General features: G+C 63.0%; 11 protein-coding genes. 5 read left to right on the top strand and 6 right to left on the bottom strand.

Annotation, left to right across the window (positions count from 1 at the left end; genetic code table 11):
* Positions 1-60: 60 nt before the first annotated feature.
* Genes VMF11_00735 through VMF11_00745 form a run of 3 tightly spaced genes read left to right on the top strand, consistent with a single transcriptional unit; the run spans position 61 to position 3,256 of the window.
* The gene (locus tag VMF11_00735) at positions 61-1,212 is read left to right on the top strand and encodes a serine hydrolase domain-containing protein (GenBank protein ID HTU68817.1); all 1,152 of its coding nucleotides are present in this window, start codon (positions 61-63) and stop codon (positions 1,210-1,212) included.
* 29 nt (positions 1,213-1,241) lie between these two features.
* A complete protein-coding gene (locus VMF11_00740) occupies positions 1,242-2,669 on the top strand; it encodes a M81 family metallopeptidase (protein ID HTU68818.1) in 1,428 nt (475 codons plus the stop codon).
* Positions 2,669-3,256: an XRE family transcriptional regulator gene (locus VMF11_00745; GenBank protein HTU68819.1), complete on the top strand. Its 588-nt coding sequence runs from the start codon at positions 2,669-2,671 to the stop codon at positions 3,254-3,256. The genes VMF11_00740 and VMF11_00745 overlap by 1 nt, the downstream gene beginning before the upstream one ends.
* Here the strand turns inward: VMF11_00745 and VMF11_00750 are convergent.
* From VMF11_00750 to VMF11_00760, 3 genes are read right to left on the bottom strand one after another with little or no spacing between them, the layout of a single operon-like run.
* A complete protein-coding gene (locus tag VMF11_00750) occupies positions 3,253-5,190 on the bottom strand; it encodes a serine hydrolase domain-containing protein (GenBank protein ID HTU68820.1) in 1,938 nt (645 codons plus the stop codon). The two genes, VMF11_00745 and VMF11_00750, sit on opposite strands and share 4 nt — an antisense overlap.
* A gap of 19 nt (positions 5,191-5,209) precedes the next feature.
* Positions 5,210-7,153 carry a serine hydrolase domain-containing protein gene (locus tag VMF11_00755; protein HTU68821.1) on the bottom strand — a complete coding sequence of 648 codons (1,944 nt, stop codon included), beginning with the start codon at positions 7,151-7,153 and terminating at the stop codon, positions 5,210-5,212.
* A 7-nt stretch (positions 7,154-7,160) separates the two neighbouring features.
* Positions 7,161-10,259: a TonB-dependent receptor gene (locus VMF11_00760; protein HTU68822.1), complete on the bottom strand. Its 3,099-nt coding sequence runs from the start codon at positions 10,257-10,259 to the stop codon at positions 7,161-7,163.
* 152 nt (positions 10,260-10,411) lie between these two features.
* On the opposite strand from VMF11_00760, the gene VMF11_00765 reads away from it, so the two are divergent.
* The gene (locus VMF11_00765) at positions 10,412-12,034 is read left to right on the top strand and encodes a peptide ABC transporter substrate-binding protein (GenBank protein HTU68823.1); all 1,623 of its coding nucleotides are present in this window, start codon (positions 10,412-10,414) and stop codon (positions 12,032-12,034) included.
* Positions 12,031-13,122 (top strand): DUF1611 domain-containing protein, encoded by a 1,092-nt coding sequence (locus tag VMF11_00770; GenBank protein ID HTU68824.1) that lies wholly within the window; start codon positions 12,031-12,033, stop codon positions 13,120-13,122. Before VMF11_00765 ends, VMF11_00770 begins: the two co-directional genes overlap by 4 nt.
* Here the strand turns inward: VMF11_00770 and VMF11_00775 are convergent.
* The 3 genes from VMF11_00775 to rpsT form a co-directional block, all read right to left on the bottom strand.
* Positions 13,100-14,101, bottom strand: coding sequence for a dipeptide epimerase (locus VMF11_00775; protein HTU68825.1), 1,002 nt, complete (start codon positions 14,099-14,101; stop codon positions 13,100-13,102). The two genes, VMF11_00770 and VMF11_00775, sit on opposite strands and share 23 nt — an antisense overlap.
* Positions 14,102-14,162: 61 nt before the next feature.
* Positions 14,163-15,356 (bottom strand): threonine/serine exporter family protein, encoded by a 1,194-nt coding sequence (locus VMF11_00780; protein ID HTU68826.1) that lies wholly within the window; start codon positions 15,354-15,356, stop codon positions 14,163-14,165.
* A 71-nt stretch (positions 15,357-15,427) separates the two neighbouring features.
* On the bottom strand, positions 15,428-15,787 hold the full coding sequence (gene rpsT, locus VMF11_00785; protein ID HTU68827.1) for a 30S ribosomal protein S20: 360 nt from the start codon (positions 15,785-15,787) through the stop codon (positions 15,428-15,430).
* Positions 15,788-15,969 lie beyond the last annotated feature (182 nt).

Below are 15,969 nucleotides of genomic sequence, written 5' to 3' on the forward strand. Positions count from 1 at the left end.
GAGCAGTATTTAGTCGAGCGGAGCAGTATATTGCTCCGCCGATTTCCTCTGGAGGTACACGTGGGACGTCGCTCCTCAGCCGCGGGCCGCATCGCGGCCGCACTCGTGGCACTCAGCCTGGTGTTCAGCCTCCCCGCACCGGCGCTTGCCGGCGCGCTCACGGCGGCTCAGATCGCGAAGATCGACACGATCGTCACGACGGCGATGTCGCAGCAGCATTTGGTCGGCGTGGAGGTGGCGATCGGGCGCAGCGGCACGACGCTTTTCACCAAGGGTTACGGCCTGCGCGACCAGGCGAAAAACCTTCGGGTCACGGCGAACACGGTGTTTCCGATCGGGTCGATCAGCAAGCAGTTCACCGCGGCTTGCGTGATGCTGCTGGTGCAGCAAGGCAAAATCGATCTCGACGCCAAGCTCGCGACGTATTTGCCCGATGTGCCGCACGCGTCGGCGATCACCGTGCGAGAGATCCTCGACCAAACCTCGGGGCTCCACGATTACCTCGAGAACAAGCCGTTGCTCGGATCGGTGATGACGGGCGCGAAGAAGAGCCACGATCCGTTCGCCTATTACGTCAACCTGACGCGCGACATGCCGCTCAAATTCAAGCCGGGTACGAAATGGCAGTACAGCAACACCAACTACATGGTGGCCGGGATGCTGGTTGAGAAGATCAGCGGCGAGCGGTTCGGTCGATTTCTCTCGCAAGCGATCCTCAAGCCGCAAGGTCTGAGCGCGATACAATATCTCACCTGGTCGATCCCTGCCGGCAACGACGTCACGCGCGGCTACAATTATATAAAAGGCAGCTATTCGCTGGTGCCGCGTTATGATATGAGCTGGGGCGGTTCAGCCGGCGCGCTTGCGTCAACGGCGTCTGATCTGGTGAAGTGGGATGGCGCGTTCTTCGGCGGCAAGGTCATTTCGCAGAACAGCGTCGAGATCGCCACGACGCCGCCGCGCGGTATGACCATGGGCCTCCCGGCGGGAAAGACCCAAAGTGCAATCGCGCAGGGATACGCCTTCGGCTGGGTCGCCGGACATGACGAGGGGCGCCGGCTCATTTGGCACAACGGCGGGCTCATCGGTGCGCGCGCAATGAACCTCGTCTTTCCCGACGACGGTCTCGAGATCGTCGTCCTCACCAATGCAACGACCGCCGACCCCGAGGCGATCTCGCTGCACGTCGCGCGCCTGCTCTACGCGCAGTAGGTTGAGCTGTACCTGCCGGAGGCCCTGACTTGCGTATATTCACTGCCACGCTTGTTACCGAAACGAACACGTTCTCGCCCATTCCCACGGGTTTGCGCAGCTTCGACCGAGCGCGCTCGCAAGCGGACGTCGCATCGATGGCCGAGTGGCGGCGTAGAGGTGAAGCAGACGGGCATACGGTGATCGAGAGCATTGCCGCCATCGCGCAGCCGGCGGGGCCGACGGTTCGTTCGGTCTACGAATCGCTTCGCGACGAGCTGTTGAACGATCTGCGCGCGGCCTTGCCCGTCGACGTCGTTCTGCTCTACCTGCACGGCGCAATGGTGGCGGAGGGTTATGACGATTGCGAAGGCGACGTGCTGGAGCGCTGCCGAGCCGTCGCCGGCGAGCGTGCGACGATCGGCGCCGAGCTGGATCTTCACGCGCACCTCACCAACCGGATGCTCTCGGCGGCAACGGCGATCGTCTCGTATAAGCGGTATCCGCACACCGATATCGTCGATCGTGCGATCGACCTGTACCGGATTTGCCTCGATGCGGCCGCCGGGAAAACGCATCCGGTCTGCGTCAGCTACGATTGCCGCATGTCGGGGGTCTTTCCGACGACGGCCGAGCCGCTGCACACATTCGTCGACGACATGTCGGCACGCGAGCAGGGCGGGATTCTCAGCCTGAGCTTGATCCACGGTTTTCCGTGGGGTGACGTTCCCGAGGCTGGGGCGAAGGCGCTTGCGATTGCCGACGGCGATCCGGCACTGGCGCTGCGCGTCGCACAGGAATTCGGCCGGCGCTTTCAAGCGATGCGTGACGAAGCCATCCTCGCTCCGGCGCGAGTCTCCGACGCGCTCGACGCCGTGATGGCGGCTCCGGCCGGCCCGGTGGTGCTCGCCGACTTTGCGGACAATGCGGGCGGCGGCGCGCCGGGCGATGCCACCTACCTCCTTCATGCCGTCCTCGAACGCGGCATAACGAACGCCGTGAGCGGAACGTATTACGATCCGATCGCCGTCGATATGTGTTTCGAAGCCGGCGAGGGCGCGACGCTCGATTTACGCTTCGGCGGAAAGCTCGGGACGGCGTCCGGACGACCCGTGGACGCGCGCGTCACGGTGCGGCGCCTGGACGAGAACCATCAGCAGGACTCGATGGACGACACGACGCCGGTCGCCCTGGGGCGAAGCGCCTGGGTTCACGCGCGGGGCGTCGACATCGTCCTCGCCTCGCGACGCACGCAGGTCTTTGCGCCCAATGCGTTTACCGGGCTTGGGATCTCGCTCGACGACAAGAAACTCATCGTCGTGAAGTCCTCCCACCATTTTTGGGGGAAGTTTGCCCCGCTCGCCAAACGAGTCATCCACGTCGGCGCCCCGGGAGCGCTTTCGCTCGACTTCGCCGCGATCGACTATCACAAGCGCGATCTGAACTATTGGCCTCGAATCGGTACGGAGATCTCATAATGCCGCGACGGCCGGCAAAACACATTCCGACGACCAAGTCTGCGCCGGCGCCCGACGTCGGAACGATTCTCAAGCGGCTGCGCGACCGCAATGGCGTGAGCGTCCGCGATCTTGCGAAGGCGAGCGGACTCTCGGCCTCGTTCATCCGTGCGGTCGAACGGGGCGATTCCGACATCTCACTCGGACGGCTCGCGCGGCTGGCGCAATTCTTCGAATACGATCTGGGCTCGTTCTTGGGGTACTCGGCTCAGCTTTCACGGCCGAACTTCGTGATGCCGGAGACGCGCAAGAAGGTCAATCGCGGACGCGGCGTCGATTACGAGGCCCTCCACCTGCCCGGGATCGATCTCGACTTCATCATGGTGAAGTGCGCGCCGCACTCCCGGTTCAAAAACGAACTCGCGCACGAGGGCATCGACATCGTGTACGTGATCGATGGCAACATCGTGTTGGTCGTCGACGGCGTCGACTATCCGATGTCTACCGGCGATTGCTGCGCTTTTTCCGCGGCGTACCCGCATCTGGTACGCAACGATTCCGCGCGGCGCGCGACGTTTGTGTCGCTGACCACCGGCCGGATGTACTAGAAGTTCGTGACGAAGTTCACGAACTGCATGGCGAAGAGGAACCAGATCGCGTAGAGAGCCGCGAGGGCGACGAAGATCTCGCCGCTTCGCACCAGCCAACCACCGGGTCCGCGCAGCACGCGAACCACCGCCTCCGTGATCATCCCGAGGGCGCCGATGATCGCGATTACGCCGATGACGTAGAGCACGAGCATCTTGCCCGGCAACGCCGGCGAGAGAATCGCATCCTCTCCGGAGAGCAGCATCGGCCATCCGATTAGCGCAACGAGAAACGCGATCGCGCCGATACGTGCGATGAGGTGGAGGATCTGCTCGTTGCGCGAGAGATGCAGCGAAAGCTTGAGCTTTCGCCGCGCGATCCACGCCCCGAGCCGGACGAGCAGCGAGAGCACGATGATGCCGGCGCAGATCGTGAGCAGCAGCTTGATCGAGCCCTCGGTGCGCAGGCCGCCGACGCGCTGTTCGACCGAGACCATGTTGGAGACGTCCGATGCCCACGAGATCACATTGCCGTTCGCGTCGGTTCCGAAGACGACGTAGGAGTCGCCGCCGACCTCCCGGTAGCGCAGCGGCGCGACCTCGCGCCATTTCATCGGACTGCCCGCAGCGTTTTTGAGCGAGCTCACCTCGATCGTGCCGTCCGGATTCGCGGTGACCTGACTTTGCCCGAGCGTGTAGACAAAGGCAAGCGCGCGTGCGACGCGGCGGCTGCTCTCGTACCAGCCCGCGACGCGGGCCGCGTCTTTCTGCGGATCGGCCATCGTCGGTTCGAGTGGCGGCGTATACGGATAGTAGCGATCCAGGAAGAGTTTGAAGAGGTTGTTGCGGACGTCTTCGACCGCGCCTTCCTTCCCCGCCGAGTTGAACGAGACGAACCAACCCAGACCCTTGGACGGGATCAGGTGCAGATCGCTATGGAAGACGATGGTGTCGCCGCCGTGCCCGACGATGGGAAGACCGTTGAAGTCGTCTTGGTAGAAGCCCAGATCGAAGCCCGGCAAACCGTTTTCCGGGACGACCTGCTGCGTCCACATCTCCTTGATCATCGCCGGCTCGAGCAGCTGATAGCCGTCGTACGTTCCGCCGTTCAAGTAGGCGAGCATGAAGTGCGCCATGTCGATACCGGTGGAACTCGATGCTCCCGCCGGCGCGGTGTCGACGAACTCGAACGGTTTCGTCTTGCCCTCGGACGCATTGAGGTAGCCCGTTGCCATGAACGGGGCGAGATTCGGCGGCAGCGGCTGCAGGAAGGTCGAGTAATTCATGTGCAGCGGCTCGAAGATGTGCTTCGCGACGTAGTCTTCGAACTTCTCACCCGAAACGCGCTGGACGATGTAGCCGGCCAGCGTTGCGCCGTAGTTCGAATAGGCGATGATCTTGCCGGGCGGAAAGATGCGGGTCGGCAAGTGACGTTTCAGATACACGTCGATCGGCAGAACCTGGCTTTGCTTGTCGACGAGCAGATCGCGCACGGTCTCCTCGAAGCCGGGCGTGTGCGTCATCAAATCGCGCATCGTGACCGGCTGGCCGTCATACGGCGGAATCGTGAAGTCGATGTACTTGTTCACGTCCGTATCGAGGTCGATCTTCCCGGCCTGCACGAGCTGCATCACCGCCGTCCAGGTGAAGAGCTTCGAGATCGAACCCGGACGGAACAGGGTCGTGGCCGGATCGACGGGCCGTTTGCTCTTGACGTCGGCGTAGCCGTAACCGTGCGCAAAGAGAATCTTGCCGTCTTTCACGACGACGACGACGGCGCCGGGAATGTCCGCGCGATGGAGCGCGTACGGCACGAGCCCGGCGAAGAAGGCGTTGAGATCCTGCGTCGTCATCGCCGGCGCCGTCTTCCCAGGTACCGTCTGAACGGCAGCCTGCGCGCAAGAAGTAAAGAGCATGATGGCGACGAGCAGCGCCGACCCGAACCGAACGATCACCGTGGTATCTCCTTCGATACTAGAAATTTGTCGCGAAATTGGCGAGCCCGAACGCGAAGATGAACCAGATTCCGTAGAGTGCGGCGATGCCGACGACGATCTCTCCAAACCGCACGAGCCAGCCGCCGGGCCCGTGAGCGACGCGCAAGGCGCTCTCGGCGATCATTGCGAGCCCGCCGAGAATGCCGATGACCCCGATCGTGTAGAGGACCAACATGACGTTGACGACCGCCGATGACGTGATCGCTTCTTGAAGTGAGAAGGCCTCGATCCACAGGGCAGGTATCGCCAAGAACACGATCGCACCGATACGAGCCGCAAGATGAATCCGCTGCTCGTTCTTCGTCAAAGCCAACTGTAGACCAAGCCGGCGCCGCGCGATCCAGCCGCCGAGGCGGATCGAGAGCGAGATCACGAGCACGGCGATGAATACGGTCAGCATCGGTTTCAACGTTCCGAGTGCGGTGAGGCCGTTGACTCGCTGGAAGATGAAAACGGGGATGAAGTCGTCGGTCGTCCAGGAGAGGATACGCCCGCCCGCATCCGCGGTGAACTTCAGGTGGGCTTGTCCGTCGATCTGGCGATAGTAGAGCGGCCCGACCTCCCGCCAGTGCAGCGGATCCCCGGCGATATCCTTGAGCATGCTGACTTCGATCGTGCCGTCGGGATTTTTGGTAACCTGCACTTGTCCCAAGGCGTAGAGGAGGCGAAGTGCGGTCTGTTCCCGCCGGCTCGTGATATACCAGCCGGCTACGCGCGCGGCGTCAGGCTGCGGATCGGCCACGGTTTTTTCCGCCGGCGGAGCATAGGGGAAATAGCGATCGAGAAACGCGCGGAAGATGCTTACCCGAACGTTTTCCGCTGCGCCCGCGTGCCCGGCGCTGTTGAACGACATGAAAACGCCGATGTGCTTTTGCCGGAGGAGATGCAGATCGCTATGGAAGGCCTCGGTGTCGCCCGCATGCCCGACGATCTGCAAACCGTTGCGATTCTCTTGATAGAAGCCGAGGTCAAAACCGTTCATTCCCGGGGCAGGTGCGAGCGCAAGGGTCCACATCTCCTTGATGGTCGCGGGCTCGAGCAGCTGGTACCCGTCGTAGGTACCGCCGTTCAGATACGCGAGCATGAAGTGCGCCATGTCGGTTCCGGTGGAGGAGAGCGCACCGGCCGGCGCGGCTTCGACGTATTCGAACGGAATCGGTTTTCCGGATGCTTGACCGTAGCCGGTGGCCATCAGCGCGGCGAGCCTTGCCGGGAGCGGTTGCGCAAAGGAGGAGTGATCCATGCGTAGCGGCGCGAGAATGTGGCGCGTAACGTATTGGTCGAACGGTTCCCCGGAAATGCGCTGCACGATATACCCGGCCAGCGTTGCGCCGTAGTTCGAATACGCAATCGTCGTTCCGGGCGCGAAAATCCGAGCGGGAAGCACTTTTTTGAGGTACTCGCCGAGCGGATAGAGTTGATTTGCGTGCTTGACGAAGAGATCGCGTCCCGTGTCTTCGAAGCCGGCGGAATGCGTCATCAGCTCGCGCATCGTCACCGGCTTGCCGTCGTAGGGAGGAATCGTGAAATCGATATACTCGTTCACGTCCGTATCGAGATCGATCTTGCCCGCCTGCACGAGCTGCATCACCGACGTCCAGGTGAACAATTTCGAAATCGATCCGGGCCGGAAGAGCGTCCGATCCGGAATGACCGGCGACTGCTTGGCCACGTTCGCGTAGCCGTAACCGTGCGCGAAGAGAACCTTTCCGTCTTTGACGACGACCAGCACCGCGCCCGCAATGTCCGCGCGATGCAGCGCGTAGGGCATCAGTCCCGCGTAGAACGTCCCGAGATCCTTCGCCGTGAGCGCCGGCGCGCCGTGCGCCGGCCCCGCCGGTGCTTTCGCCTTTGCAGCCTGAAGGGGCACGGCGCAGAGCAGCATGAACGCTGCCAGCAGTCCGGTTGCAAATCGTTTCATAATCCGTTTAGAAGTCTTGGGTGAGGATGATACGGAACGTCGGCGGCCCGTAATTTCCGGCCGCCGTCGCGGCGAACGAGACCGGCGCCGGCGCACCGGTGAGAGGATTGGTCTGCATTGCCCCCTGGACGAGCGGAAGCGGAATGCCGTTGAAGAAGCCGACGTACGGATTGTCGTATGCGCCGGCGAGATTATCGCCGGAAAGCTGTACGCTCGTGCCATGGTCGTTGAGCTTGAAGCGCACGTTTGCAGAGAGCACGAAGAAGGCGGGCTCGTTGAACATGTTGTTGTTGCCGAAGTACTTCAGGCCGACGTTGTAGTATTGGCCGTAGTGCCCGAGCCAACTGACTTCGCCGTAGCCGGACGCATAGGGCACCCGGGCGCCGGCGACACCGTTCGGAGCTCCGGCTATTGCCGTCGCCTGACCGCCGAAATTTACGTTGGGTAGGACCGCGAGGTTCGTGTTGTAGATACACCCCGGCCCCGGCGGCGTGGTGACACCGGTCGACGGGTTCGTCGAGCCGGCGCAATAGAAGTACGGCGGCAGATCGTAGGTGTACGCGCGCTGCAGCGAGCCCTGCAGCCTCCAGCCGAAGCCGTAGAGCGGCACGTGATTCAGCTCGAACTCGATCCCTTGATAGCGCGCGACGCCAAGGTTGGCCGTTTCGTCGACCTCGCACGGCTGGTTGGGACACCCGGTGGCAGCTGCCCCCGTGACGGTCGAGGTCTCGGTGAAAAACATGTCATGCAATTGGGTGAAATAGAGATCGAGCGAGACCGAGGTGGCACGCGCGATGCGGTGGTCCATCCCGAGGTCGTAACTGAAAGCCGTCTCAGCGCTGATGTCACCGTTGTTGGCGTCTTGCACCCAGCCGGCTGCCGGTACGCCGCCGATGATCTGACTCCAGGTCGGACCGCCGGAAGAGACCAGGCTGATGTACGGCGGCGCGACCGAACCGCCCGCCGAAAGCCGATAGATCGTGTCGTTATTCGGTTGCCAGGTCAGCGCCGCACGCGGCTCGTTGTACGAGTGCGAGGAATCGTTCCACGTCGCGCCGCCGGTGATCGAGTAGTGACTGAGATAGTTGAGATCGTAGTCGCCGAAGTTCAGCAGCACCCTCGGCGAAAGCGGAATCTCGCCGCGCAGCGAGAGGGTTTGGAGCACCTGTTTCGATCCGGCGACCGGACTGAAGACAATCAGCCCGACAGACGGCTCGTCCGTCGTCGAGGACGATAACTGCTGCGAGTTGTCGTACGCGAGTGTGAACGTATTTTGGCCGAGCTGCTCCTGGAGTTGAAGCGTCTCGCCGTTCATCCGATCGTTGGTGAAAAAGAGATTCGCTTCGCTGGCGGTCTTGAAGGTGGCGGGCTGGCCGTTGAACGTCGTGTTCACCGGTGCAACTGCCGGTGCACCTCCTCCGGGGAGGCACAACCACCCGTTCGGGTCCGTGCCGCCGGCGGCGGTAGGCGTGCTTGGATCGAACGTCGTGCCGGTCGGGCAAAGCGGAACCGTACCATATGCGCTGCCCAGCGCCACGTCGAGGGGTGTCGACGATCCCGAAACGTCGTAGTTGTTCAACGAGCCGGTGTAGTAGCGCGCGAGCAGCGTGCCCGTCTGGCCGAGCGTCGTGCGGAATTCCCCTTGGAAGAGGTTTTGCTGCTGCCACGAGTACCCAAGACCGTTGAACGAACTCAAGTCGAAGGGAATCTCCGAACCGCACGCAGGGCCGCCGCCCGTACTCGCGCAGTTGTAGGACGTTCCCGTCGCAAACGGATTGCACAACGTCAGCGGGGCGTTTGCGGTGCCGCAGGGTCCGAACGTGAATGCGGGCAGGCCGGTGTCGCCGACCGGCGTGGTGTCATACGCTTGCGAATCCCCGTTTCCGGTGACGGACTGTCCGCCGAGGTAGGAGAGTTTCAGCGAGGTGTTGTTCGAGAAGTTGAAGACGATCTTCGCGAGCTGCGAGGCGGAGTGGAACCCCGTGTCCATCGTATAGCAGCAGCCCGTAAGCGGCTCGTCAAAGATGATTCCCATGCCGTCGTATGGCGCAAAGGCGCTCGGGCCGATACCTTCGCCGACGGGAGTCTCGACGGCGGCAAGCTGCTGGCCGTTGACGTAATATGGGCCGCCCGGAGGGCCGGCGTCGAGCGGCAGCTGCGAGCCGGCGAACCGGAAGTTCTGGAGCGGTCCGGGATAGCCGTCGGTTACGTAACCGGCCGCGTAGCCGATCTTGTGGTTCTTCGTCTCACCCGTCAGCTTGAACCCCGCCGAGATGCCGCCCCACTTGTCGACGCCGTACAACGCCTCGCTTTTATTTTCCGCGGTGGGTTCGAGCGTAATGTAATTCACGGTGCCGTTGATCGCGTAGTTGATCTCAGCCGGCATCGAGCCCGGACCTTTGACCACTTCGACGTCCTGGAGCAGGAACGGGTTGATGAGGTTCGGTGAGAACGTTCCCGCCGAACCGACCGAGACGGGGTGACCGTCGATCAGCGACTCGGTCTCGTACGGCAGGCCGCCGCGAATCTGCGGCGTCTGCGGCGAGGACGGAGAACCACCGTTGCTCGGATTACCGTTTCCCGGGTAGTAGGGCGTGGTGAAGATGCCCGGCGTTTCGTTCAGCACGCTCGTCACTTGCTGTTGCCCTTGATTCTCGAACGTCGCCGCGCTGATCGTACTGATCGCCGCGGTGGAGGTGTTGATCGGCGCCACGCCGGGCGCATTGCTCGAGACGGTGGCGATCGTCTTGAGCGACGAGAACGACGACTGCGCCAGCACCACGTTGAGGGCGATCGTCTCGCCGATGAACGCCGCGACGTTGTCATCGCGGTACGTTGTGAACCCCGCTTTGCTGACGAGAATACTGTACAAGCCCGTCGGGACGTCCGCAAAGGCGAAGTTGCCGGCATTGTCGGTCATCTTCGTGAGGTGCACGACCCCGTTGAGCGCGACGTTTGCGCCGGCGATCGGGGTGCCGTCCTGGCCGTGAACGCTCCCGACGATGGTGCTGGTCGTCGCAGCCGGCGACGGCAGCGGCGAGGCGAGCAGCGATCCGTAGGCAAGTGCGACAAACAGGGCGACTGTACGTCCGAATATATTCCGCATGGCCGCAAGCTCCGTTTCGAGGCGGGTTCCGATAGGATTGCTCGTCTCTTATGCTCCCTTAACGTCGATCCTCCAAAAAATTGTCCTCAAGAGCAAAATTTTGCTGCGTCGGGCAGGGCGTCTTCGCGAAAGCCCCGTAGAGTGCGGCGTACATGCAGCGTGCGGCGATGGTGTTGGTGTTGGTCGCGTTAGCAGTTGCTGGGTGCACAACTCAGCAAGCGGCTCGGCAGCACCTCGCCTCGGGCGCGCTCGTCGCCGCGGTTCAGCAAGAGCCCGAACCGCGTGGGCTCGACCCGCTGCTGCTCGAAGGCATGGACGCCTACATCTACAGCGAGGTTCTCTACTCGTACCTGACGCGCTACGAGCCGGACGGCCGTTCCGTCGGCGATCTCGCAAGCTCGGTTCCCAGCGTGGCCAACGGCGGGGTCTCAGCTGACGGGACGCGCGTAACGTTTCATCTGCGGCACGGCGTTCGCTGGCAGGACGGGACGCCGGTTACGGCACGCGACGTCGTCTTCACGTACCGGGCGGTCATGAACCCGGCCAACGATGTGCAGGAGCGGTACGGATTCGATCTGGTCAGCTCGTGCACGGCTCCGAATCGCTATACCGTCGTCATCACGCTGAGGCGCCCGTTTGCGCCGATCATCGGGTTTTTCTTCGGCGGCGACAGCAACTATCCGATCTTGCCGGCGCATCTGCTGGCCGGGCTGGCAAACGTCAACAATGCAGCCTTCAACGCTGGGCCCGTCGGATCGGGACCGTACCGGCTGAAGGAATGGGAACGCGGCGATCACCTCGCCTTTTCGGCAAACGCCTCGTACTACGCCGGCAAGCCGAAGATCGAGCAACTCGTGCTGCCGTTTATTCCGCAGGATTCCACGGTGATCCAGGAACTGCAAACCGGCGAAGTCGATGCCGCGTTTTTGCTCGATCCCTCGCGCATTGCCGAGCTACGTGCGATTCCCGACCATCGCGTGATCGTGACGCCGGTTCCTTGGTTCTACGCTCTGGGATTCAATCTGCAAAATCCGCAGCTGGCGGATCACGCGATTCGCGAGGCGCTCGCGCTCGCGATCGACCGCCGCACGCTCACGCGAAAGATCACCCTCGGCGTCGACGACGCGGACACCGCGATGCGTGGTCTCTTCACCTGGGCGTTCGATCCACACGCCGACACGCTTGCGTACGATCCGGCGCGCGCAGCCGCGCTGCTGACGCAAGACGGATGGATGCCCGGCCCGGGCGGCATCCGGACCAAGGGCGGCCGGCGACTGCACTTCGAGCTGGCCTTTCCGGCGGGCGAAGACATTACGACGCGTTTGGCGACGGCGATTGCCGCCGCCGAGCGCAGCGTCGGCGTCGACGTGAGCTTGCGCGCCTATCCTCGCGTGCAATACATCGCCGAAGACGGTCCGATCATTCAGGGCCGCTATCAACTCTCGCTCTACGATTATCAAGGGAGCTTCGATCCCGATGCGGCCTGGCTGCTGGCGTGCAATCAGCGTGCGCCGCGTGGATTCAACATGTCGCGCTATTGCAATCCGGGCGTCGACGCTCTGCTGCGCCGCGGGCAGGCTTCCTTCGACCGGCAAACCCGCATTGCCGTTTACGCTGAGGTCCAGCGCCGCATCGCGCAGGATCTTCCGTATTTCTTTATCTGCCAGATCAGCGAAGTAGACGTCATTCCGGCAAACCTCGGCGGGTACCAGCGTCCGCTGCTCTCGCCATTCAATTCCGTTGCTTCTTGGTATTGGAGGAGTTCCTCATCGTGACGACGTTGTCCGAGGCAGCGCCGCGGCGCTACGCCATTCTCGCCGAAGGGATGCTCACCGGCACGAACGGTAAGACCGCTCATGGCGTGCTCCGCTACCGCGGCGAGTCGGTCGCGGCGGTCATCGATTCCGTCCATGCGGGACGCAGTGTCGACGACGTGATGCCGTGGCTCGGCTCGCGCGCACCGATCGTTGCGTCGCTGGACGAGGCGCTCGCGCTCGGCGCCAACGCGCTCCTCATCGGTGTGGCGACCGAAGGCGGCCACTTGCCCAAGCCATTCCGCCGCACGGTGCTTGCCGCGGTGGATAGGGGCCTCGAGGTGGTCAACGGGCTGCACGAATTTCTCCGCGACGACGAAGAGATCGTTGCGCGCGCGCAGCGATCGGGAGCGCGTTTGTGGGACGTACGCATTCCGCCCGAGGATATTCCGCTCTTCAGCGGGGCGGCCTACGACGTGCGCGCCGAGATCGTCCTCGCGATCGGCAGCGATTGCGCGGTCGGGAAGATGACCGCGATGCTCGAGATCGAGCGGGCGGCGAGAACCGGCGGCGCGCGACTCGAATTCGTGGCAACCGGACAAACCGGGATCCTGATCGCGGGAAAAGGGATCGCCGTCGATCGCGTCATTTCGGATTTCGTAACCGGCGCCGCGGAGCAATTGGTGCTCCAGGCTTCTCCCGATGCCGATGTGCTGCTCGTCGAAGGACAGGGCAGCATTCTCCATCCGGCGTACGCGCCCGTCACCTTCGGGCTACTTTATGGCTCGGCCCCGGATGCGCTGCTGCTCTGCCATCGCGCCCGCAAGACGCACATCGACGGCTTCGACGTCGAGCTTCCCGATTTACCGGAGCTCATTCGCGCGCACGAGGCGTTGCTGGAGCGGATCAAACCGGCGCGCGTCGTTGCGGTCGCGCTCGACACGTCGGCCCTCGATCCCGAGCAGGCGCGCCAAGCGATCGCGCAGGCGTCGCAAGCCACCGGGCTGCCGGTCGACGATCCGGTGCGCAACGGCGGCGCAGCGCTCTGGCGCGCGATCGAGCGGGCGCTCCACGGTACGGCGAAGGCTAAACGCGCGCCCGTTCCTTGACGCCGATTCCCGGTTTACCGGTGAGCACGATTTTGCCGGTCGAAACGTCGACACCGTCGAACGGCGAGGAAGCCAAGAAAAGCGGCCCGTCGATATCGGGCCAATCAACCAGCGGTGCGAGCTGCGCGGCTGCCGAGGCCAGCACTTCGGTTTCGAGCATACATCCGAGCATCAGTTTGAAACCGAGCGCACGCGCGGTGTGGATGAAAGCCAAGCCGGCGCGAATGCCGCCGGCTTTCGCGAGTTTGAGATTGACGCCGTCGACGCACCCGATCAACGCGGGTAAATCGGCTGCGACGATCGAGTCTTCATCCGCAACCAGCGGAATCTTGACGCGCTCGCGGATGTACCGCAGCTGTTCGGGATGACCCGACGGGATCGGTTGTTCGCACAGTTCGATCTCGTACCGGTGCAATTCTCGCAACAGGCGAACCGTCTGCTCGGGATCCCAGCCTTCGTTCGCATCGAGACGGATCGCGCCGCGGTACACGCTGCGAATCGCCTCGATCGTTTCGATCTCTTTGCCCGCGCCGAGCTTGATTTTGAGCACCGGCAGCGCCGAGAGCTTGCGCACTCGATCGACGGTGTCTTCGATCCGATCCTCGATCCCGACCGTGTGCGAGGTCACGCCGGCCGCGGCCGGATCGAGGCCGAGGAGCTGCCACACCGGCTTTCCGAGGTCTTTGCCGATCCAATCGTAGAGCGCGATGTCCAAGCCGCAGCGCGCGGCTTCGGGAATGCCTTCGAGCAGCGCTTCGACACGATACGGGTCGTCCGCGGGCGGCTCGTAGTCGCGATAGAATGCCATGACGCCCTCGACCGAAACGTCATAGCGAGCAATCGGCGCGGCTTCGCCGTAACCGGTGATGCCGTTTGCTTCCACTTCGACGAGTACGGTCGAGGATTCGGTCAGGGTTCCGCGCGCGATACGGAAGGGGCGCACCATCGGAAGATTCATGATCGAGGTTCGGATCTTCATGGACAAGAACTCCGGTACGTTATCGCTAATATCCTGTTATCTCGACCAATATTTTAGCGCACTATCGCGGACGGCCCGCTCGATGCACCTGCAACGCCTTTGCGGGAAAGACCAATTGCGATAAGAGTAATCCGGCGACGAGCTGCACTGCTGCAAAGCTTGCATTGACGGCAAAGGTGAGCGCGCTCGAGATGTTGTGCTGGAAGGCGAAGAGCACGCTCTCGTAGCTCAAACTGCCCGGTACGAGCACGAGCAGTGCCGGCACGAGCATCAGCGGTTGCGGTAGACGCAGCACGCGCGCGCCGGCGTTGGCCACGATACCGCAGAGAAACGCTGAAATGAAGGCCGAAATCTCGTGCACCGGCGTGCCGCCGAGCAGATGTGAGGTCAAGAGTGCGACGAAGCACGACGCGAAGACCCAGATGAAATCGCGCGGACGCGAGTCGAGGTCGATCGAGATACCGACCGTCATGAGGATCGCGGCGATGATCCATAAGTGAGTCGGCACGGCGTGCGGCGTGACATCGCCGGTTTTCAAGAGTGAGGGTCCGATCACCGCGAATCCGAGAAACGCACCGCATCCGAGTTCGAGCAGCACCGAGAGCACGCGTCCGAGGCGCGCCATGCCCGAAACCAGATCGCTGTTCGCCAGTTCGTGCAGCGCGAGCGTGAGGGAGTACCCCGGCAGCAACACGACGACGCCCGCCACGATCGAAATGAAGATATTCGTCGGGCCGAAATAGTTCGAAAACGCGGCGACGATGAGCGTGGCGACGAAGGCCGCGATCGCTTCGAAGAGCCGCGCGACGATCGGCACGCGTTCGGCGACCGCCGAAATAATGCCGGTCGCGAAGCCGATGCAGCCGGCAACGATCATCTCGCGCGTGCCGCCGCCGAGCAAAATCGCGACACCGACGGCGAGCAGCGTGAGCGCGGGGATCTCCCAGGCCGAATTGCGCCCCGGCCAGCGCCGGTCGATATTCTGAACGGCGACGCTCGCCTCGCGGTAATCGATCTTGCCCGCGCGCAGCTCGTCGTAAATCCCGTTGAGCAGTGAAAGCTTGCGTAAATTCACGCGCCCCGGCGGCAGACGCATGAGTACGATCTTCTGATTCCAGCTCGGACCGAACGCGATCGTGATTTGCGTGGGCAGGGCGAAGATCTGGGTCGTCAGACCGATGGCGGAGGCAATGTCTCCCAGCGTCTCCTCGAGCGTGTCGGTCGCGACGCCGGCCTGGTGCAGCTCGCGCGCCATCGTGGCGAGAAAGATCGCCTTGGGATCATCGGCGATCGCAGAGATCGCCGCGGAGTGTTGCTGTTCGCTCGTTACTTCTTGGCGGAGGTCTTCCGCGTCGTTTTCGCGGCGGCGGATTTCGCGGTCGACCGCGTGCTCTTCGCTTTGGCCGGCGCGCTGGTGGCGACTTTTGCCATCGCCTTGGCCAATCGCGACTTCTTGCGCGCGGCTTTATTCTTGTGGATCACGCCGGTTTTGGCGGCCTTGTCGAACGCGCTCTCGACCGACTGCGCGAACTGCCCGTCGCCCTGCGAAACGGCCTTCTTGAAAAGCGTCTTCAAGCGCGAGTTGCGGTCCTTGTTTTGAACCGTGCGCTTTGCAGTCTGACGGCCCCATTTCTCGGCGGCCTTGATATTCGGCAAAAGAGACTCCTCGCTGCGTCGATTGGGCAACGGCTCGCAGTATAGCAGAGGCCGCCCGCGGGCGTCTACCCCGCGAATCGCGCCAAGCTAGATCTTACCAGGGAGGGTATCGTCGCGCCAAAATGGGCCTTACCGGAGGGGGAGGGCGCTGGCGAAGCGCCGCCCATGGAAGCGAAGGCCTGCCGCGAGTATGCCAAAGAGATGCGCAGCCG

Source organism: Candidatus Baltobacteraceae bacterium (genome assembly GCA_035502855.1).
Classification (GTDB): Bacteria; Vulcanimicrobiota; Vulcanimicrobiia; order Vulcanimicrobiales; family Vulcanimicrobiaceae; genus Aquilonibacter.

What these genes read in the sequence shown, in the direction of transcription:
- VMF11_00755 (HTU68821.1), bottom strand. Translation starts at nt 7,153, where the DNA reads ATGAAACGATTTGCAACCGGACTGCTGGCAGCGTTCATGCTGCTCTGC.
- VMF11_00775 (HTU68825.1), bottom strand. Translation starts at nt 14,101, where the DNA reads ATGAAGATCCGAACCTCGATCATGAATCTTCCGATGGTGCGCCCCTTC.
- VMF11_00745 (HTU68819.1), top strand. Translation starts at nt 2,669, where the DNA reads ATGCCGCGACGGCCGGCAAAACACATTCCGACGACCAAGTCTGCGCCG.
- VMF11_00765 (HTU68823.1), top strand. Translation starts at nt 10,412, where the DNA reads ATGCAGCGTGCGGCGATGGTGTTGGTGTTGGTCGCGTTAGCAGTTGCT.
- VMF11_00760 (HTU68822.1), bottom strand. Translation starts at nt 10,259, where the DNA reads ATGCGGAATATATTCGGACGTACAGTCGCCCTGTTTGTCGCACTTGCC.
- VMF11_00780 (HTU68826.1), bottom strand. Translation starts at nt 15,356, where the DNA reads ATGGCGCGCGAGCTGCACCAGGCCGGCGTCGCGACCGACACGCTCGAG.